Source organism: Bacillus sp. ISL-77, from assembly GCF_018613105.1.
Genome location: NZ_JAGGQY010000023.1, coordinates 112,665 through 133,016 on the forward strand (window position 1 = coordinate 112,665; position 20,352 = coordinate 133,016).

17 protein-coding genes are annotated in these 20,352 nt (G+C 36.6%); 2 read left to right on the forward strand and 15 right to left on the reverse strand.

All coding sequences use genetic code 11. The annotated features are described in order from the left end of the window. Positions 1-116 precede the first annotated feature (116 nt). The 4 genes from J7E77_RS09100 to J7E77_RS09115 all read right to left on the reverse strand — a co-directional run bounded on the left by J7E77_RS09100 (position 117) and on the right by J7E77_RS09115 (position 6,672). Positions 117-824 (reverse strand): IS6 family transposase, encoded by a 708-nt coding sequence (locus J7E77_RS09100; RefSeq protein WP_214713598.1) that lies wholly within the window; start codon positions 822-824, stop codon positions 117-119. Between the two features lie 132 nt (positions 825-956). After that, entirely contained in the window at positions 957-2,846 is a 1,890-nt protein-coding gene (locus J7E77_RS09105; RefSeq protein ID WP_214713599.1) for a PTS sucrose transporter subunit IIABC, read from the reverse strand. A gap of 11 nt (positions 2,847-2,857) precedes the next feature. After that, the gene (locus tag J7E77_RS09110; protein ID WP_308160486.1) at positions 2,858-4,291 is read right to left on the reverse strand and encodes a glycoside hydrolase family 32 protein; all 1,434 of its coding nucleotides are present in this window, start codon (positions 4,289-4,291) and stop codon (positions 2,858-2,860) included. Positions 4,292-4,479: 188 nt separating this feature from the next. Next, the gene (locus tag J7E77_RS09115) at positions 4,480-6,672 is read right to left on the reverse strand and encodes an alpha-galactosidase (RefSeq protein WP_214713601.1); all 2,193 of its coding nucleotides are present in this window, start codon (positions 6,670-6,672) and stop codon (positions 4,480-4,482) included. A 207-nt stretch (positions 6,673-6,879) separates the two neighbouring features. Between J7E77_RS09115 and J7E77_RS09120 the strand changes: the two genes are divergently transcribed. Both J7E77_RS09120 and J7E77_RS09125 read left to right on the forward strand, forming a co-directional pair. Further along, positions 6,880-7,695 carry an AraC family transcriptional regulator gene (locus tag J7E77_RS09120; RefSeq protein WP_098532305.1) on the forward strand — a complete coding sequence of 272 codons (816 nt, stop codon included), beginning with the start codon at positions 6,880-6,882 and terminating at the stop codon, positions 7,693-7,695. Positions 7,696-8,040: 345 nt separating this feature from the next. Further along, positions 8,041-8,358 carry a hypothetical protein gene (locus J7E77_RS09125; RefSeq protein WP_251028021.1) on the forward strand — a complete coding sequence of 106 codons (318 nt, stop codon included), beginning with the start codon at positions 8,041-8,043 and terminating at the stop codon, positions 8,356-8,358. Positions 8,359-9,157: 799 nt separating this feature from the next. Here the strand turns inward: J7E77_RS09125 and J7E77_RS09130 are convergent. From J7E77_RS09130 to J7E77_RS09180, 11 genes are all read right to left on the reverse strand, one after another. Then, entirely contained in the window at positions 9,158-9,520 is a 363-nt protein-coding gene (locus J7E77_RS09130) for a cupin domain-containing protein (RefSeq protein ID WP_214713602.1), read from the reverse strand. Positions 9,521-9,726: 206 nt separating this feature from the next. Next, entirely contained in the window at positions 9,727-10,662 is a 936-nt protein-coding gene (locus J7E77_RS09135; protein ID WP_214713603.1) for a sugar-binding transcriptional regulator, read from the reverse strand. Between the two features lie 20 nt (positions 10,663-10,682). Continuing rightward, the gene (locus J7E77_RS09140) at positions 10,683-11,042 is read right to left on the reverse strand and encodes a PTS glucitol/sorbitol transporter subunit IIA (protein ID WP_214713604.1); all 360 of its coding nucleotides are present in this window, start codon (positions 11,040-11,042) and stop codon (positions 10,683-10,685) included. 49 nt (positions 11,043-11,091) lie between these two features. Next, positions 11,092-12,123, reverse strand: a complete 1,032-nt coding sequence (gene srlE, locus J7E77_RS09145; protein WP_214713605.1) for a PTS glucitol/sorbitol transporter subunit IIB — start codon at positions 12,121-12,123, stop codon at positions 11,092-11,094. 9 nt (positions 12,124-12,132) lie between these two features. Beyond that, positions 12,133-12,663 (reverse strand): PTS glucitol/sorbitol transporter subunit IIC, encoded by a 531-nt coding sequence (gene srlA, locus J7E77_RS09150; RefSeq protein ID WP_214713606.1) that lies wholly within the window; start codon positions 12,661-12,663, stop codon positions 12,133-12,135. Between the two features lie 830 nt (positions 12,664-13,493). Continuing rightward, complete coding sequence (locus J7E77_RS09155; protein WP_214713607.1) at positions 13,494-14,831, reverse strand: glucose-6-phosphate isomerase; 1,338 nt, start codon at positions 14,829-14,831, stop codon at positions 13,494-13,496. A gap of 59 nt (positions 14,832-14,890) precedes the next feature. Continuing rightward, on the reverse strand, positions 14,891-17,569 hold the full coding sequence (gene ppdK / locus J7E77_RS09160) for a pyruvate, phosphate dikinase (RefSeq protein WP_214713608.1): 2,679 nt from the start codon (positions 17,567-17,569) through the stop codon (positions 14,891-14,893). Then, entirely contained in the window at positions 17,562-18,386 is an 825-nt protein-coding gene (locus tag J7E77_RS09165; RefSeq protein ID WP_214713609.1) for a pyruvate, water dikinase regulatory protein, read from the reverse strand. The genes ppdK and J7E77_RS09165 overlap by 8 nt, the downstream gene beginning before the upstream one ends. A 274-nt stretch (positions 18,387-18,660) precedes the next feature. After that, complete coding sequence (gene fsa, locus J7E77_RS09170) at positions 18,661-19,329, reverse strand: fructose-6-phosphate aldolase (RefSeq protein WP_214713610.1); 669 nt, start codon at positions 19,327-19,329, stop codon at positions 18,661-18,663. A 60-nt stretch (positions 19,330-19,389) separates the two neighbouring features. After that, positions 19,390-19,890, reverse strand: coding sequence for a ribose 5-phosphate isomerase B (gene rpiB / locus J7E77_RS09175; RefSeq protein WP_214713611.1), 501 nt, complete (start codon positions 19,888-19,890; stop codon positions 19,390-19,392). 167 nt (positions 19,891-20,057) lie between these two features. Further along, positions 20,058-20,324 (reverse strand): phosphocarrier protein HPr, encoded by a 267-nt coding sequence (locus J7E77_RS09180; RefSeq protein ID WP_214713612.1) that lies wholly within the window; start codon positions 20,322-20,324, stop codon positions 20,058-20,060. Positions 20,325-20,352 lie beyond the last annotated feature (28 nt).

A 20,352-nucleotide genomic window follows, 5' to 3' on the forward strand; every position in this document is an offset into this window, starting at 1 on the left:
ATCGAATGAGAATTCGGGTTACATCATAGCTATAAATCACCAAATACATTAAGCGGTTCTGGTGCAAATACAATAAAGGTTTGAAAAAATGAATAGATTCCTTACGGAATCCTACCTTATGCTGTAAGTCCAAACAACTGATGTATAAATTCTTTCTGGTTTTTGACAGACTTCTCCCGTAAGAAAACTTGCTTCTTATGAAGCATATGCATCGCTTCCATACCACTCAATATCTTTTTGGCAGTTCGAAACGATTTCAATCCTAGCATAGAACGAACTCGCTTCTTTATAAAGCGATGGTCTTGCTCAATGATATTATTTAGGTACTTCTGTTGTCTTATTTGCGTGCCTGAAGGCATGCTTTTTTCTTCTTGTAATTCTTGAATCGCAACAGGATACGCTGGATTCTTATCAACTGTGATCACACGAGGAGAGGATACATGCGAAGAAGCCAAGGCTTTTTTGAAAAAGCACTTGGCTGATTGGGCATTTCTATTTTTTCTGAGATAAAAATCAATGGTGTTTCCTTCGGAATCTACTGCACGATACAGATACATCCATTCCCCTTTTATCTTGATATAGGTCTCATCGACTCTCCATGAGTCATTCGTTTGCCTGAGATGGCGACGGATTCTCTTATCCAACTCAGGACCATATTGATGTACCCAACGCATAATCGTTGTGTGAGCGATGAATAAGCCACGTTCCTCCATCATCTCCCCTATGTTACGAAAGCTTAAGTTGTACCGCAGGTACCATCTTACTGTTAACAAAATAATGTCGGGCTGATAATGTTTCCACTTAAATAAATTTTGCTTTTCCATACTGATCACGTCCTTTTTTAGAGTAATAGTATCTGTATGTCCAAGATTTAGAGATTTGTTAAACTTTTTGCACCAGAACCAAATTATTAATGTAGCAGGTAATACTATTTGTATGAAAGTTGAACACGATCGCTATTTTGCCTTAGCGACACCGATGCAGGCTCCATCGGTCGCTTCACCCGTGTGAAAATCCATGCTATCAAGTTTGTCGTTGGTATTCGTTATCACAACCATAGTCGTTGTTGCTAAACCAGCGTCGGTAACCTTCTTCCAGTCAACCATCGCAATCGGGTCACCTCCGTTGACAAAGTCACCAACTTTGACCTTGTTAGAAAATGGTGCGCCTTTCAGCGAAACGGTATCTATGCCCAAGTGCACGAGAACTTCCAAGCCATCAGTGCGGGTCAAACCAACTGCATGTCCTTGCACCATTGAAACAGTGCCGACAACCGGAGCAACAATCTGCCCGTCACTAGGTGTGACTGCAAAGCCATCGCCCATCAATTTTTTGGAAAAAACGGGATCATTGACTTCGCTTAAATCCATGACCTTTCCTGTAACTGGTGCATAAAGCTTCTCGTCTTTAACATTTACGAACTGTGGCATAATTGATGAATTTGATATTTTGTTTACTTGTTTTTGATTCCCAGTCTCGACTGGTTTGTAACCAATTGTGTAAGTTAAAACAAATGACACAGAGAAAGCGACAACGTTTACAAGAATATAAAGGGGCAATTGATTATTCAAGTATAATAAGGTTCCTGGAATACCTGTTAATGCCATTCCAGTAGCTTTTAATTGTAAGATAGACGCTAAGAATCCTCCCACTCCCCCACCAATCATTGACATAACAAAAGGTTTCACCAACCTAAGGTTCACCCCAAAGACTGCTGGTTCTGTAATACCTAAAGTAGCAGAAAGACTTGCTGGATAAGCTATTTGTTTCATTTTTGGAGAAAAAGTTTTGATCCCTACTGCTAGGACTGCACCAGCTTGAGCCATATTACCACAAGTTCCAATTGGATTTAGCATATTCCAACCTGTTTGTGAAAGCATGTTAATTTCCAAGAAATTCAATATATGATGAATACCAAAAATACCTAATAGTTGTCCAAAACTTCCATAAATCAAGCCACCGATTCCAAACGGTAACTCCAATAAAAATTGAACAGCATATAAGACAAGCAGTTCAACTTCGTGGAAAATAGGTCCAATAACAAATAATGCTAGTGTAATACCAAAAAGAAGTGTTAGAAATGGCGTCAAAATAAGGTCAAGGGAGTCAGGTATTTTTGTTTTCAAGAATTTTTCAATTTTTGCTCCTACAATTCCTGTTATAAATGCCGGCAAAACAGATCCTTGATAACCTACCACCTTAATAAATCCAAAAAACACTAATGGGTCTGCAGCCTGTTGACCTACTTCATAAGCATTTGGTAAAACAGGGTTTACAAGCATTAAACCTAGTACGATCCCTAAAACTGGATTACCTCCAAAGATCCTAAACGTTGACCAACAAACTAACGCTGGTAAAAAGGCAAAAGCTGTATCTGTTAGGATCTGAGTGAACAATAAGAGTTCTTTGGGAATACTGTTAGGTGTTAAACCTAACAATGCCAAAACAGATTCTTGTGTAAGCAAACCTCTTAAGCCCATAAATAAACCAGTCGCAACCAGAACCGGAATAATTGGAACGAAAACATCTCCAAAAATTCTAACGCTACGTTGAAAGCGATTTCCTTCTTTTTTGATAGGAGTCTGACTTTGAATATTATCACCCAATAATATCATGACCTCGTCATAGACTTTGTTTACCAATCCAGTTCCCAAGATAATCTGAAACTGACCAGAATTGAAAAAACTCCCTTTTACTTTATCCAGATTTTCAATTTCATCACTATTTATCTTGTCTTTGTCAACTATAATAATTCGCAATCTTGTTGCACAGTGAGCAACTGAATGAATATTTTCTTTCCCACCAATCAATTCAATAATCTTTTTTGCTAAATCTTGATTCCCCATATTCTCATCTCCTAAAATGCAAAATAAAGTAATTCTCCTTCTTGCTGTAATCCGGCATATTTCACACTTAAATTCTCTTCCTCAGTAAAGTATCTTAATGAAAAAACGCATTCTCCATCATTCACAAATATTTCGATAGAGGAGTTATCACTAAAAATACTCATTTGTGACAGGCTTTGAACCTGTTTTACTTTCGTTTCCTTTTTATTGGCTACCCAATTCACCCGCTTGACAGACAATACGTTTTTCTTACCATAATAATGAATCTCTACTGAGCAATCTCTCAAAAACAAATGAAAATCACTAGTACAATCTTTTCTACTCAACTCTAGTTCAAATCGCCCACTTTCTAATTCAAAACGACCATGAGAAGATGTGAATTTCTGTTTACGTTTTCTCAGTTGTTTAACTTCTTCAATAGGTAGTTGTTGAATTTTTCCATTTTTCCATGTTACAACACGTGGTAAAGTCAAACAATGCAAATAACCATATTGTTTAGTAGGGCATAGATACTCCTCTATCTCAGACATTCGAGACATCCATCCCACCAAAATTCGTCTCCCTTTATGATCTGAAAAAGATTGAGGTGCATAGAAATCAAATCCATAGTCCAGTAATTCTAAAGAACCTTTTGGTAGAAATTTTTTTGTTTTTTCATCAAATTTTCCAGATATAAACGCTGCATAACTGGAAACACCTGTTAAATCATCATCTTTTTCTGGTCTCACTTGAGGACAACAAAGCAATATATCTGTTTCATCATTTATTGAAAATAAATCTGGGCACTCACACATATTGTCTAACTGTTGATCGTACAAAATATTCTCATATTTCCAATGCAACAAGTCACAAGAAGAGTAGAGTGCAATCGCGCCTTTCCTCTCTTTCGTTTGAGCACCTACAACCATCCACCAATTATTTTCACCTCTCCACACTTTTGGATCTCGATGGTGTTCCGTAAACTCTGCGGGCGTTTCAATTACACTTTCTTCTTTAATAAAAGTCCGACCATTTTTAGATGTACTAATGCACTGATAGCTTTTTCTTTCCCCATTTTTTTTTACGTTTCCAGTATAGAATAAATACATCTCTCCTTTATGTTCTATACTGCTACCTGAATAAACACCATTTCGATCCAATTTTCTATCCGGAAGAATAGCAGAACCCTGATTGGTCCAACCAATCATATTAGTTGAAGTAAACAACCCCCACTCTTTGTAATGATGATTCATATCAAAACGATTCCATTGGTGGAAAAAATAATACTTACCTTTGAACCAAATTAAACCATTTGGATCATTCATCAAACCCCTATCTGGCTCTATATGATAGGTCATTTTATAAGGATTCCTCAAAAAACATCCCACTCTCCTACAAAAATGTTTTATTTTAAATTCTTTAATTACTTTTTTACAAAACAGTTTAACACCATAAAAAAATCTCATAATAGGGAAATAACAAAAATGTGGAACTTATTAATAGCTATATTTACAAAAGCAAATTAACATATAAGACTACTACAATCTGTTCCTAAATTTTAACAATATGGGAGATTTTTAAAATATATAATTATGGATCAGAGTAACCATGTATGGTAGAAAATACGGCATAAATATTATTTACTTGTACTGCTTTAGATACTATGCTTTTTAAATCTCCAGAACATACTTAAGAAGTCTTGCTTGATACTTGGCAGTGTAATACCAACATTCATCAACTCATCTCCTCCAAACAACTCTCCTGTCTCAACATTTTGATAAACATAATCTGGATGTAACCCTTTAAGTTTTATAGTTCGAAGAGGAGCTGCTGGTTGAGATAATACTTTGAAATAACTAGCTGCTACTTCTGATCGATCTTCAGAAACAAAGTTCCATGCAGCTTCATTCCCATCAAAGGGATTAAATATTCTATAAAATCTACCAAATTGAATAAGTGGTCGAATCTCTTTATACAAAGCAATTTGTTGTTTAACTACTTCTTTTTCTTCCTCTGTTAACTTTGTTAAGTCTAGCTCATAACCGAAATTCCCAGCCATGGCGACATATCCTCTTGTCTCAAGTGAAGTAATTCTTCCAACTTGATGATTTGGGACAGATGAAACATGCGCCCCCATTGTAATCGGTGGATAAACAAGACTTGTACCATATTGAATTTTCAAACGACACATCGCATCTGTGTTATCGCTTGTCCATGTTTGCGGCATATAATAAAGCATCCCTGCGTCAAAGCGACCTCCACCACTCGAACAACTCTCAAACAATATATTAGGAAATTTTGTTGTAATTTCTTCCATTATTTTGTATAGTCCTAACATATAGCGGTGAGCCGTTTCACGCTGTCGTTCGGGTTGTAACGCTATTGACCCTATATCCGTCATATGACGATTCATATCCCATTTTACATAGGTTATCGGAGCACTCGATAAAATATCTGACAACGCTTTAATTACGTAATCACAGACTTCCTGCCTCGATAAATCCAAAATGAGTTGATTTCGCCCTAACGTATGTGGGCGACCTGGTACATGTAAACACCAATCTGGATGATTTCTATATAATTCACTATCAATAGAAACCATTTCAGGTTCAAACCATAAACCAAACTCCATACCAAGATTACGAACGCGGTTTGCAAGATCTACTATACCATTCGGAAGTTTACGTTGATTGACTACCCAATCCCCTAACGAGCTTTTGCTGTCATCACGTTTTCCAAACCATCCATCATCTAATACAAATAGTTCTATTCCTACTTGTTTTGCTTCATTGGCAATTTGTTCAATTTTTTCTTTATTAAAATCAAAATAAGTGGCTTCCCAGTTATTAATTAGTATTGGACGTACCTTGTCCCGAAATAATCCACGACATAGTCTTTTACTATACAATTCGTGATAAATTCTGGACATATCGCCTAATCCTTTTGCTGTGTAAACCATTACAATTTCAGGCGTTTGAAAGGTTTCCCCCGGCTCTAATAACCATGAGAAATCGAAAGGATTAATCCCTATAGATACTCTTGTATTGCGATATGGATCCACTTGAACTTGTGCTGTAAAATTCCCGCTATACACAAGGTTAAACGCATACACTTCACCTTGATCTTCATCAGTCCCTTTTCTTACTAATGCCAAAAACGGCGCTTGTTGAGGACTGCTAGCTCCCCGGCAACTATCAACCATTTGAATCCCTGGTACAATTTTACGTCTCTCAATATTTTTCTCATTACTATGAGCACCATACAATGTGATTAATTCATATTCATCATCACGAAAATCAACATTTGCACTTAGCGCTCGAAGCATTTTTAAATTTTGTGATCCTTGATTATCAAACTGAACAGATCTAGTGATAACATCTCGATCTTCATACAAACTATATGTTAACGTAACAGTCAGTCCCAGCAATTTATCTTCCATGATGATTTCTAGTGTTTCCGTCTCATTTTCATCCTCTACATAAGTGGATGGTAACCCTTTCAATTTTGGCTTACCTTTATTCACTCGGTATTCCTTATAACGAAGGTCCGTCACGGTAGAGCCATTCTCTAATTGTATTTGATAAGATGGAGTTCTAAAGTCACCATTTCCATATGCCGGATACTCCTGAGGTAGCGTATCTAGCGAAAATGTTCGATCTGACGCATCTGGATTAGGAGAAAAAACTCGATCCATAAAGATAATTTTGTTGTTTCCGCGATATTTGTGAACACTCTTCCCCCAATATAAGTGAGCTAAATAGCCATCTCGTATAACCTGCATAACATAACTCGTGTTTTTTCCTTGCAAATGAAATAAAAGTTGTTCATCATCGATGTAAATAGTCATAACGACCTCCCACACATAAGTAAGCATCAATTATTTCAACGAAAACAATGTGTAACTCCACCTTATACTGTTTATTGAAATATGTTGTTTCACTTAATGCTTATGGGTTCATTTTAATAGTTTTAATTAGATATTTATATGGTATTATGTAGACTGATTATGGAACGATGTGATAACTTGCAAACATTTTCAATTAGAGGTGACACAATGATTTTAAACTTTTCCAATCCTTCTCATAACAATTTAGATCTAAATTTGTACACATGCGGTAGAGAAGCTTGTATAAGTAAATATTCTTATGGTCCAGCGATACGAAGCGGATACATAATTCACTATATTTTAAAAGGAAAAGGGATTTTTAAAGTACATGATAAAATCTATCATCTAGGAAAAAATGAAGCGTTCTTAATTGAGCCAAACATTTTAATTTATTATGAAGCAGATGTTGAGGATCCATGGGAATATAAATGGATTGGTTTCAGTGGAGTAAAAGCAAAGGAATATTTAAACAGATCAAGTTTATCTATGGATCAACCGATTTTTACGTTCGATCATGACAATAAACTAAACCAATGTATGGATAGTATCATAATGGCATCAACGCTATCGTCTAATAAGGACTTGCTATTAACTTCAAAGCTTTATGAATTTATATATATTTTGTGTGAACTCTTTCCGAATCGTGGAGTCACCATTGAGGTAAAAAAGCAAAAGTATATCGAAGATGCGATACTCTTTATTGAACAAAATTACACGCATTACATTACAGTAAATGATATCGCTAAATATATTTCAATTGACCGTTCATATCTTCATCGTTTATTTAAGCAATATCTCAATAAATCGCCGCAAGAGTTTTTATTAAGTTTAAGAATAGAGAAAGCATGTTTTCTGCTAACGGATTCTACGCTTAAAATTGGGGATATTTCCCGTTCAGTGGGATATAATGATGTACTCCTATTTTCAAAAACATTCAAGAAAATTAAAAAGTGTACTCCTTCAGAGTATCGAAAGAACCAATGATTGTGTCCAGTCACCTCACTTAACTCCTGAATATAAGTGTTTATTATGTTTATTGAATTTGAATAATTTTAGTAGGTATTAAACAACCTGAATCCCCTGCCTAATGGTGGGAGGGATTTTTGTGAAGAATAAGGATTATGTTAGGAAAATGCATTAACCTATTGTCTTTAACTAAAAATATTAATTTAGATTGTGAATTATTACACTTAAACTAAACTGTCCGTTAGCTTAAGTATAATTATTCACAATCTACTTGTTTTGTATATTAATATTTGATTATTTCACATATTATATAACGCTTTCCAATAGCTAAAAATAAAACCAAAATTAAAGGGGTAAAGATAAATGCGGCAATTTATAGAAAATTTAGACTTAGGGGCAAAGGGATTGTGGTTTCCTGTTGTAGCAAGTGTTTTATTTGCTATAACAGCCCTTATAATCCCCAAAAAGAACATTTCTTGGAGGGAAATCTATATTACATTTGGGGTAGTAGGGTTTGTTACTTGGTTTAGCGATGGTCTAATTGCCAGGGGTTTCGATCTTTTTGATATAGGGGATCCGAATAAAGCTGGACTTGGAGATATTCTCAGTTATACCTTTATACCAACCTCACTTGCAATACTTTATTTAAATTCCTTACAAAGGATAATAAATGGAAATTGACAATCGGTTTCACTTTAATATCACTTTTAATAGAATTTGGGATGGTCTATGTTGGGTATATGAAATTTAAAGGTTGGAATTGGTTAATTTCAATAATTGTGTTTCTTATTGCTTTCGGTCTTATACTACCAATTCATATTAGGTTAATTAGAAATAAGTAACGATTGTCTAGATAGAATCTGCATACTTCTAACAAATTTACAAATAATACCTTTAATTGCATACATTTGAGGTGAAAGATTCGTATCGTAAATCAATTGATAATAAGTTGTTTTGGCTTATTTTTATGGGGATAGGAAGTGCAATCCTATCCAGTATCTTTAGCGGTATTATTATTACTTTATCTTTAAAAGGTCTGAAGCAATCGTCCATAACCCAATCTAAAGGTGAAGTTGTTAATCTTGATAGTAGGGTGAGAAGGGGCTATTAATTTAGCCTTTTATGACGCCCTTTGGGTCAAATATGACATAAAAGAGAAATGATAATCCATCTCCCTTCTAAACAATCCTGCTTCGTTGCTTGAATAAGAAAAATGCTTTCCCCCTTATCGAAGTAAAGCACCCTTTAGTTGAAGAAGGAATTCCGGAAATAAAAACAACCTGGAATTTTCCAAGCTTGATTAATAACAATCATCTGGTCTATCATAATAATGAAATCCATCTTCAATTTTGGTATCTCAACCCGAACAAGGTGGCCAATATTTACTATATATAAGCCCACCTGGCTGACTTACTCTGCATTTAGTTTTTCGATATTAAGCCATTCCTTTATTTCATCTGTTGCTTCAACTACCATTTTATCATTTCCAGGTGGTGTTTTTACAAAAAAAATGGCTGTGCCCGGCTGTGACCTTTGAGCATAAGTTAGACCTGGGAGGTGTTACATAAAAGTCTCCTTTTTCAAAGGTGTATAGCTTTCCAGTCTCCACATCCATGTATTCCGTACTACCACTAAGTATGTATTGATATTCATACACTTGAGTATGATAATGCGGTAATTCAGTAGTAAATTCATCATAGGAAGTGATCCCGATTTCTAGCTTGTCATCTTCGATATACTCAAGTTCCTGTGGACGGGATAATTTACCTACCAAATATTGTCTCATTGAAGATTCCAGTGCCCTTGTAACCTGTTCATTTTTAATAACCGACATTTTTATCATATGATTCCTCCATTATATGATAAAACATGTCTCCCATCTAACAGATTCATTATAGAGAAGAGATTTTTATCTTTCAAACACTCAAATAGTGTGCGTTTAGTGGAAAATTGTTGAATCAATTCTTCTTCAGTTGGACTTTTCCACCCTCTGCTAATTGATTTAAAAATAATGGGACGAAATTTGATCTCGTCCCAGCTTTTTAATCCTTAATCTAATAAAGCCTTTGCCGTAAGCTCGTCGGTAATTAATACATGTACCAATTTTCCTTCTAAAGCTGCTTTTATCGCTTGGACTTTTTCTAATCCACAGGCCACTCCTACAACAAGGGGGATGTCTCTTAATTGCTCTAATCTTAATGAAATCACCCGTTCATTCCAAGAATTAGAAGAGGTCTCTCCTTTTTTGTTTATAAAGTTATAACAGATATCTCCAACAACATCCGTCTGATTAAAATACTCCTGAGTCTCCTGACCTAGGTAGGATTTAACCATAGTTGAGTGCTCGGGAGTTCCGCCAATCCCAACAATCGCTATATTCGCTTTGACCGCCAAATCAAATATGTCTTGGATGGAGGATTGGCGCATAAAGATCTCCTTCGCCTCTTTGGAATCAACCATTACCGGTGCATGAAGGAGCTTGTATTGTGCTTGCAGGGCACCTGCAAACTTTGCAACTAGAGTATTTGCATGGATATCCACCCGCTCATTTCCCATTCCTCCAACTAAAGGAACAAAGGTAACTGATGGAAATTGCTGATTGGTAGACATAACCTCAGCTACCTCATGCAAAGTTGTGCCAGACGAAACTCCGATGGTTTGGCCATCCCGGATGACTCTTAATAAATATTTACTTGCTGCCGCTCCTAAACGATTCTTGGATGACTCATTTCCAAGGCTTGGAATACACATAACTTCACGTAACCCATATAAACGTTCTAATTTTCCTTCTAACTGCCGGTATGGGTGAATGGTTTCATCATGGATAATGATTTCAACAATCCCCAGCTCTTTTGCTTTGGCAAGATATTTTGAAATAAGAGAGCGGCTTACACCGATTTCATCGGCAATCTGAGATTGAGTGGCCCCCTCTTCGTAGTACATTTCAGCAATTTTAACAAGTATCCTTCTATCTTCAAAAGACAAGTTTATCTCCCCTTTTTTCTCTACTCCTTAAATTCGATCACACTGCCATTTTTATATTTCGGAAAGACATGTGGTGAAACAAATACAGCTCCTGGGAGAACCTCATCCTCCGGTTCTGAGAAATAGATGGAAATATGGCCAAGTTCCCTTAAATTTGTATTAGCTGCAGAACCTACTGCCGTAATCTTATATTGTTGGTCATCAACTTGGAAAACTCCGCCTTCTATAATGGATTTCTCGGAATCGTCTATTATACTTTCATGAATGATTGCTATTTCCTTTAATTCTTGAGGTGCTTGAGGACCAAATAGGATACTAACTTTTTCTTCCTCAAATGCTAAAGCTAAAGCTCCAACCTCAGTTACAAAACTTTTATACATGTCAGTTTCCTCCATTATCCTAACCGTTTTACGTTTTACATAATAAATTCTAATGATACATTCCGAAACTTGCAAGATAGGCAATAACAACGGCTAAGACCCCGGTAATTAAACGGCTGTATAATACTGCCGGCACACCGTATTGTACCGTTTCCGGTTTAGCTTCACCAAGTGACAATCCGACTGGTATGAAATCGGCACCAACCTGTCCACTAATTGCAAATAATGCAGGTAAGGCAAACTGTGGAGGAATATTCCCCGCAGCAATTTGGGTACCAATCAGTACCCCAATTACCTGTGAGATAACAGCACCCGGACCAAGGATTGGTGATAAAAATGGCAATGTACAAACAAAAACAATGACGATAAGTCCCCAGATAGAACTTGCCAGCGGTGATAGAGAATGAGCGATAAGATTGCCAATCCCTGTATAATTAATAATTCCAATTAGCATACTGACAAAAGCCATAAAAGGGATAATATATTTAATCATCATTTCAACGGAGTCGCGTCCTGCTTGATAAAAGATTCCTGTTACTTTCCCTATCCCTCTAGAAATTCTCATTAAAAAGTTGTCGTTATCTACAAGCTGTTCCTTTTTTATTTCTTCATAATTCTTTTTGAAGCCTTCCTTTTCTATGGTACCAAACTTTTCCTGATTGTCATCTTCTTGATTGGCTACTACTGCTGTTGATTCAACGATTCCTTGGCCTTCTGCTAAGGCGATTGATTTTTCCGTAACGCCTGAAACAAAGATGTCTTCTTTAATATATTTTGCAAGCGGACCTGATGGAGAAGACGGAAGAACATCAACGGTCGGAATTCGTTTCATAGGATAAAGACCAATTCTAGCTGTTCCTCCACAGTCAATAACGACACACATCATTTCATCTTCCGGAACAGAGTTTTTGAAGCCGTCTACTGCCTCTGTTCCCGACATTTCAGCTATTTTTCTGGCAACAGGGTGAATTCCTCCACCTGTAATTGAAACTACCTTTGATTTTTTTCCTTTTGGCTCAATCAGAAGACCTTTTCCCCAGCCGCCTGTGCCTTTATTTACAAATACTGCTTGTTGTCTCATGATGCCCCCCTATTTGGACTTCATTTCCATTTTTTTAGCCAAAACCTTTGATATCTGTTCGGTAATAATACCACGTAAGAGCATAATGACAATTCCGACTAAAAAATACCGTACTGCAAGTTCAGATGTTGAATAACCAGCTTGTTTTAAACCATTGGCAATACCTAGATAAATAAATAGTTCTCCTGCATTTGCATAAGGGAATAGTGCTGTTACTGGATGTAAGAAAGAAACTAAAGAATCATAAAATGCCGGCTTTTGTTTTTCTGGTACAAAGCGCCCAAATGTATAAGCCATTGGATTTGTTAAAAATAAAATAGATAATATCGGCATTAATGTATATCTTAATAGCGTATATTTTGCAGCAAATTGAACTGCTTTATTGATTCTTTCTTCCCCTACAAATTTAATCACTGCATTCGTAAAGGTAAGTAAAACGATTAAGGTGGGTACAATACCAGTTAATAAACCCATAAATTGTTTTCCACCTGCTTCAAACATTCCGATAAAGTGTGTCCCAATCCACTGGATCCAAGTCATTGAAGTGAACAGTCCCCTCTGTTATACTCTGTAAATATTTTTTTAGTAAATCTAAGTAAAGCATTTTCCGCAGCCTTTGAAGAACCTCTAGGAACACCCCTACTTTGATTAGCTGATTATCTTTTTCTCTAGTAGCTGTTAATAAAATAATATCGGTTCCCTTCTTTAGTATTGGAACGATTAAATCTTTTAATCGTATCTCGAGAAACTATAATATTAAGGAACATTTGTAACATAATTTAAAACTGCGATAAAATACATAACAAATTTTATAATAGTATAACAAATGAATTAATTCCATGTCATTTTATTATATTTTTATAAATTGTTACCAACTCATGTACTTATAACAATCGTTTACAAACAAATAGAGGCAAGTGGCGACAGTATGATTTCTGACAAGTGAATGTGGGAAGATACTTGGTAAGCAACAGTATTGCGGAATATCAGTGGATAAGTATGAGGTAATATATGGATAGGTGAAGAAGATGAGGTTCTTAAATATGCAGTTGTAAATCTTTTAATAAATGGTGATGTAGTAAAAATACATCTCCTAAGCCCTTATTAATCGGGATTGAAAAAAATTTAAATTACCTTTAAAAAAGCTGCAGCCCTAAACAATGTGGGCTGCAGCTTTTTTCGCCAAACAAGTTTGTAATGCTTGCAATATTTTAAGCTATTAATTTTCTTCTATTTACTGAAACTATGGAACGGAAACAGTAACTCTTTTTCTATAACCCTATTCCCATATTACCTATTCTATAGATTTCGGGGTTGCTATTGTCTATTAAGTCACATACCTACTTACCAATGAAGGGTATTCCCTTATTTTATTTAGACAAACGCTGCATTAAGTCAGCTTTTCTTGCTTCAAAACCCGGTTTACCAAGTAAGGCAAACATATTCTGTTTGTATGCCTCAACACCTGGTTGATTAAACGGATTAACCCCCAACAAAAGTCCACTTATTGCACAAGCTTTCTCAAAGAAGTATACTAATTCACCAAATGTGAATTCATTTAATTTATCCATTTCCACAACCATATTTGGCACTCCACCATCTACATGGGCCAACACCGTGCCTTGGAAGGCTTTTTTATTTACCTCATCCATTGTTTTTCCTGTTAGAAAGTTTAAACCATCGGTATCAGCCAGATCTTCTTGAATAGTTATATCAACTTTGGGCTTCTTAACTTGTAATACCGTCTCAATCAAATTACGTTGCCCCTCTTGTACATATTGCCCCATGGAGTGCAAATCAGTTGTAAAATCAACTGAAGCAGGAAAAAGTCCTTTTTGATCTTTTCCTTCACTCTCTCCAAATAGTTGCTTCCACCATTCAGACACGTAATGTAAGGAAGGTTCATAGTTTACGAAAAGCTCAATTGATTTTCCTTTACTATAAAGTGCATTTCTCACAGCTGCATACTGATAACTTTCGTTTGTAAAAAGGTCAGAATTATTATATTTACGAGCGGCTGCAGCTGCGCCTTCCATCATTTGATCAATATCAAGTCCAGCCACGGCAATCGGAAGGAGTCCTACAGCAGTCAAAACAGAGTATCGTCCACCTACATCATCAGGTATAACAAAGGTTTCATATCCTTCTTCATCCGCCAGTTTTTTTAATGCCCCTTTTTCTTTGTCAGTGGTGGCATAAATACGTTTTCTAGCTTCTTCTTTCCCATATTTTTTCTCCAAATAGTCACGGAAGATACGGAAAGCTATAGCAGGTTCTGTTGTAGTACCAGATTTTGAAATAACATTGATAGAGATGTCCTTTCCTTCTAAAAGTTCTAGCAAATGAGTTACATAAGTAGAACTCATATTTTGACCTGCAAAATACACCTGGGTCGTGTTGTTCATTTGATTATGGAATGTATGAGACAATGCCTCAATTGCAGCCCGTGCACCTAAATAAGATCCCCCGATTCCAATCACAATCAATGCTTCAGAATTACCCCTAATTCTCTCAGCAGCCTGTTTAATTCTTGAAAATTCATCCTTATCATAGTTAATCGGCAAATCTACCCAACCAAGAAGGTCGGATCCTGTTCCATTTTTCTCATGAAGCATGTTATGAGCTACTTTTACAAATTCATTTAGATTCTCTAACTCCTCCTGTTGCATAAATGTTATTGTATTTGAGTAATCAAAAGAAATAGTCACTTTGTTTTTCTCCTTTATATCCGGTTATATTCTTTCTACCTAATTGCTAAAATGTGTTTTTAAATCTGTACTTGAAGCTCATTTGCTCTCTGTTTTTGTTCATTCTTAATGGTAGCTTGTGCAGCTGCAAGGCGTGCAAGTGGGACACGGTATGGTGAGCAGCTTACATAATCCAATCCAACATCATAACAGAATTGGATTGAGCTTTTTTCTCCGCCATGCTCTCCGCAAATTCCCGTTTTTAACCCCGGCTTTGTTTGTCTGCCGAGTTTTACGCCTGTTTCCACAAGTTTGCCTACACCTTCTTGATCAAGGATGGCAAATGGATTCTCCGGAAGAACTTTATTTTCAATATAACTTTGAAGGAATTTACCCTCCGCGTCATCACGGCTATATCCAAAAGTAGTTTGTGTTAAATCATTTGTTCCGAATGAGAAAAAGTCCGCCTCTTTAGCAATTTGGTCAGCTGTTAATGCAGCTCGAGGAATTTCAATCATAGTGCCAATGAGATAATTTTGTTCCTGGCCTGTTTCTGCCCTAACTTCTATTTCAGCATCGATAACTAAATGTCGCATTTCCTTTAACTCGTTCACATGACCAACTAAAGGAATCATAATTTCTGGCTTTACTTCAAGTCCTTGTTGCCTTACCTTCGCAATCGCATAAAAGATTGCTTTAGCCTGCATAACATAAATCTCAGGATGTATCATTCCCAATCGACAGCCTCTGTGACCAAGCATTGGATTAAATTCTTCAAGTTCACGTACTTTTCTTAAAAGATATTCCTTCTCTTTTAATTCTTTAGAGTTCGGTTCTGTCATTTGGAGCTTTGTCACTTCAATCAGCAATTCTTCTTTATCGGGCAAAAATTCGTGAAGAGGTGGATCCAATAGACGAATGGTTACAGGAAGTCCCTGCATGGCATTAAAAATTCCTTCAAAATCTCCTTGTTGCATTGGTAACAACTTATCAAGAGCTACTTTACGCTCCTCATATGTTTCAGCAAGAATCATATCCTGAACAATTGGTATACGATTCGCATCCATAAACATATGTTCTGTACGGCATAATCCAATTCCACCAGCACCAAATTCAAAAGCTTTTTTGGCATCTTCTGGATTGTCCGCATTAGCTCTTACACCTAGCTTTCTCTCTTCATCTGCCCAAGTAAGCAACAATTTAAATTCATCCGATAGCTGTGGCTCAATCATAGGAGTTTCACCTAACATAATTTCACCAGTTGAACCGTCAATAGTAATCATATCGCCTTGATTTACAGCAATCATTTCTCCTACTTTAAACTGCTTTGCTTTTAAATCAATCTTTAATGATTCACAGCCACAAATACAAGGTTTTCCCATGCCCCTTGCAACAACTGCAGCATGGCTTGTCATCCCTCCCCGGCTAGTGACAGTTGCTTGAGCGGCAACAATTCCGTGAATATCATCAGGTGTAGTCTCTGGGCGAACAAGTATTACCTTTTTCCCTTCTTTTGCTAATAGTTCTGCCTCATTCGCATCAAATACAACCTGACCTGTTGCTGCCCCAGGAGATGCGGGCAGGCCTTTAGCTAATGGTTTCCGTTCATATGAATCATCGATTCGACGATGTAGCAACTGATTTAGCTGATCAGGATCAACACGTAAAATCGCTTCTTTCTTATTAATAATTTGTTCTTCTACCAATTCAACTGCAATTCTAATTGCTGCTTGAGCCGTTCTTTTACCATTTCTAGTTTGCAGAATAAATAATTTACCACGCTCCACCGTAAATTCAATGTCCTGCATGTCACGGTAATGTTTTTCAAGAAGTTGACACGTCTCAACAAACTGCTCATAAACCTCTGGCATTTCATCCTTTAGAGCAGAGATTGGCTGAGGGGTACGAATTCCTGCTACAACATCCTCTCCTTGAGCATTTATTAAATATTCTCCATACAGTTTACATTCTCCTGAAGATGGGTTACGTGTAAAGGCAACTCCTGTACCCGAGTCGTTACCCATATTTCCGTAAACCATACTTTGAATATTTACTGCTGTACCAAGATGACCCGGAATTTTTTGAAGACGACGATATACAAGGGCACGGGGGTTATTCCAAGAATCAAAAACAGCATTGATAGAAAAAAATAATTGTTCTTTTGGATTCTGTGGAAAAGCCTTTCTCGTATGCTTTTTCACAATATCTTTGTATCCTTTAATTACTTCTTTCCAATCAGCTGCAGTCATTTCCGGATCTGAAGAATAACCGTTTTGTTCTCTTATTTCTTCTAAAAATTGCTCAAAATAAAAACCATCTATACCAAGGACAACATCACTAAACATTTGAATAAACCTGCGATAAGAGTCATATGCAAACCGCGGATTATTTGTAAGTCTGGCCATCCCCTCTACAGTTTCATCGTTCATTCCTAGGTTTAAAACCGTATCCATCATTCCCGGCATTGAAAATACTGCACCAGAACGGACAGAAACTAGCAGCGGGTTAACTGGGTCTCCAAATCTTTTACCTGTTTTTTCTTCAAGATTATGAAGTGCATCTAATACTTGAAATTCGAGTTCTGAAGGAATGGATTTTCCAGCATCATAATATGAATTGCAAGCTTCTGTTGAAATGGTAAAACCATAAGGAACAGGCAAACCGATGCGGGTCATTTCTGCCAAATTGGCTCCCTTTCCGCCTAAGAGTTCCCTCATTTCACTGTTTCCCTCATCGAACATAAATACAAATTTACTCATGATACCCCACCAATCTCTTTTTTAGCATTTCTAATATTAAATCAGCTGTCTCTTCCACCGCTTTATTGGAAACATCAATAACCGGACAACCTAAGCGTTTCATAATCTTCTCAGCATAGAATAATTCTTCAAGAATCCTATCTAAATTTGCATAATTCACCTGAGCTGATAACCCTAAACTTTTTAAACGCTCTCTACGTATTTCATTCAGTTTATCTGGTGTAATTACTAAGCCAACACATATGTTTCTTCCTATCTCAAAAAGTTCATCAGGAGGTTGTACTTCTGGTACCAAAGGTATATTTGCCACATTAAATCCTTTATGAGCCAAATAGATAGAAAGTGGTGTCTTTGATGTTCTAGAAATTCCAATTAATACAATGTCTGCACGTTTTAACCCTTGAGGATCCCGTCCATCATCGTATTTAACTGCGAATTCAATAGCTTTGACCCTTCGGAAATAGTTAGCATCTAATTTCCTCATTAATCCAGGCTCAAACTTGGGAGCCTTATTAAATGTTTGACTGAATGCATCCATAAGTGGTCTCATTAAATCGATCGCAATGATCCCTTCAGCTTGTGCTCTTTTGTCAAGATACTCTTTTAAAAACGGAATTACGATTGTATAGGCTATGATCGAGCTACTTTGCTTCGATAGATTAATAACATCTTCAATATCCTCGATTTGCTGTACATAGGACTTATGTTTTATTTCAACATTGCCTCCATTAAATTGGGCTGCAACTGCCTTTACGATTAACTCAGCAGTTTCTCCCACCGAGTCCGAAACCACATATACAATTTCATTCTGTTTCAAATTTGTTCTACCTTTCTATATCAGGTAATATCGTTAATAATCCACGCTTTTATGTTAAGGCAAAAATCCGCTCAATTCCAAATTAACTTTGTATCCAGTGGACTATTGGGAATAATCTAAATTTTCTAGTTAAAAAAGAAGAGCCACTCTATTTGCAAGTATGGCTCTATCTAAGATTTTAAGAATTTTTCAAACACAAACACACGTTTATATTTTTAAAAAAGATTACTTTAATTGAGTAAATCATCGGTATATGAACAAATTGTAGTGAAACTTAGTTTTTAGGAGCTTTTTCCCAATCAGCAATAAATTTTTCAATACCTTGATCTGTTAGCGGATGCTTAGAAATTTGCTCAATGACTGAATATGGAATCGTTGCAATATGAGCACCAGCCATAGCAACTCGAGTCACATGATCCGGATGACGAACAGATGCTGCAATGATTTGAGTATTAAAACTATGAACGCGGAATAGTTCAGCTACTTTTGATACTAATTGTACTCCATCCTCGGAAATGTCATCCAAGCGACCTAAGAAAGGAGATACATAAGTTGCACCTGCACGAGCTGCTAATAACGCTTGATTGACTGTAAAGATAAGTGTCACATTCGTTTTAACACCTTTATCTGCGAGATAACGGCACGCCTCTAAACCAGCTAACGTCATAGGAAGTTTAATTGTGACTTTCTCATCCCCGCCGTTAATTTTGATAAGTTCTTCTGCTTGCGCAATCATTTCATCAGCAGTCACAGCATCTGGGGTCACTTCAGCCGAAACAGATTCTACACTTGGAACAGCTTGGCAGATTTCTGCTATGCGATCTTCGAATTTAACTCCTTCTTTAGCCACTAAAGAAGGGTTTGTTGTAACACCAGCTAAAACGCCGATTCTATATGCCTTTTTGATATCCTCAAGATTTGCAGTATCAATAAAAAGTTTCATGACAAATCTCCTTACTTATTTAATGTATACTTAATTTATTTTTTCTCGTTTATCGGTTGTTTACCATCTATTGATGCTTTCTCGCACGCCCATCCTGCTTCCTATCGTAGTAAAAGTTATTTTTTCAGCTTCATAAATTGATATTTTATTGACACGATGTTCGTGTCTACCGCCTTCAAAAGGGGTTGTTAACCATATTCTTGCAATATCGCGTGCTAAACCCGGACCAATGACACGCTCTCCCATGGATAAAATGTTTGTATCGTTATGTTCTCTTGTTGCTTTAGCACTGAATGTATCATGCACAAGCGCACAACGAATTCCCTTTACCTTGTTAGCAGCGATACTCATTCCAATACCAGTTCCGCAAATTAAGATACCACGGTCTACCTCACCGTTTGCTACCTTTTCAGCTACGGGAATGGCGTAATCTGGATAGTCAACAGAGGAGCTGCATTCACATCCTAAATCTACATACTCAATGTTCATCTCTTTCATCAATGAGATCATCTCTTTGCGAATATTCATGCCGCCATGATCAGACGCAATGGCTACTTTCATGTTTCTTCCTCCTATCCTTTCACAAGACTGTTTCATATAGTTAAACTCTTTGCGACATATAACGTTTGGAACTGGTGGCAAATATATAGCTGAAAGGATTTTGTTTCTAAAGCTTTGAAATACCCAATTATTTTAGGTACCTCTATTCTTTTGATTGGGTATTAGGCTTAGTTAGTGAGTCCTTCCCTTTTCATTACCTCATCAATACTTGCGATTACTTGGGATTCATCATCACCAGTTGCAATCACCTTCACACTGGCCCCTTTTGGAATGCCCAGAGACATAACTCCCATAATAGATTTTAAGTTTACTTGTTTTTCTTTATATTCAATCTTTACTTCCGATTTAAATGGCGTAGCAGCACTAACTAACGCTGTCGAAGGACGAGCATGGATTCCTGCCTCATCTATTATCGTGTAACTTTTTTCAACCATCTATGATTCCTCCACTCTATTTTTTCAT

Excerpts from the sequence above, each read along its gene's own strand:
- J7E77_RS09105 (WP_214713599.1), bottom strand. The coding sequence starts at position 2,846 with ATGGGGAATCAAGATTTAGCAAAAAAGATTATTGAATTGATTGGTGGG.
- J7E77_RS09110 (WP_308160486.1), bottom strand. The coding sequence starts at position 4,291 with ATGAGATTTTTTTATGGTGTTAAACTGTTTTGTAAAAAAGTAATTAAA.
- fsa (WP_214713610.1), bottom strand. The coding sequence starts at position 19,329 with ATGAAACTTTTTATTGATACTGCAAATCTTGAGGATATCAAAAAGGCA.
- srlA (WP_214713606.1), bottom strand. The coding sequence starts at position 12,663 with ATGACTTGGATCCAGTGGATTGGGACACACTTTATCGGAATGTTTGAA.
- rpiB (WP_214713611.1), bottom strand. The coding sequence starts at position 19,890 with ATGAAAGTAGCCATTGCGTCTGATCATGGCGGCATGAATATTCGCAAA.
- ppdK (WP_214713608.1), bottom strand. The coding sequence starts at position 17,569 with ATGAGTAAATTTGTATTTATGTTCGATGAGGGAAACAGTGAAATGAGG.
- J7E77_RS09130 (WP_214713602.1), bottom strand. The coding sequence starts at position 9,520 with ATGATAAAAATGTCGGTTATTAAAAATGAACAGGTTACAAGGGCACTG.
- J7E77_RS09100 (WP_214713598.1), bottom strand. The coding sequence starts at position 824 with ATGGAAAAGCAAAATTTATTTAAGTGGAAACATTATCAGCCCGACATT.
- srlE (WP_214713605.1), bottom strand. The coding sequence starts at position 12,123 with ATGAGACAACAAGCAGTATTTGTAAATAAAGGCACAGGCGGCTGGGGA.
- J7E77_RS09115 (WP_214713601.1), bottom strand. The coding sequence starts at position 6,672 with ATGACTATTTACATCGATGATGAACAACTTTTATTTCATTTGCAAGGA.
- J7E77_RS09180 (WP_214713612.1), bottom strand. The coding sequence starts at position 20,324 with ATGGTTGAAAAAAGTTACACGATAATAGATGAGGCAGGAATCCATGCT.
- J7E77_RS09125 (WP_251028021.1), top strand. The coding sequence starts at position 8,041 with ATGCGGCAATTTATAGAAAATTTAGACTTAGGGGCAAAGGGATTGTGG.
- J7E77_RS09140 (WP_214713604.1), bottom strand. The coding sequence starts at position 11,042 with ATGTATAAAAGTTTTGTAACTGAGGTTGGAGCTTTAGCTTTAGCATTT.
- J7E77_RS09120 (WP_098532305.1), top strand. The coding sequence starts at position 6,880 with ATGATTTTAAACTTTTCCAATCCTTCTCATAACAATTTAGATCTAAAT.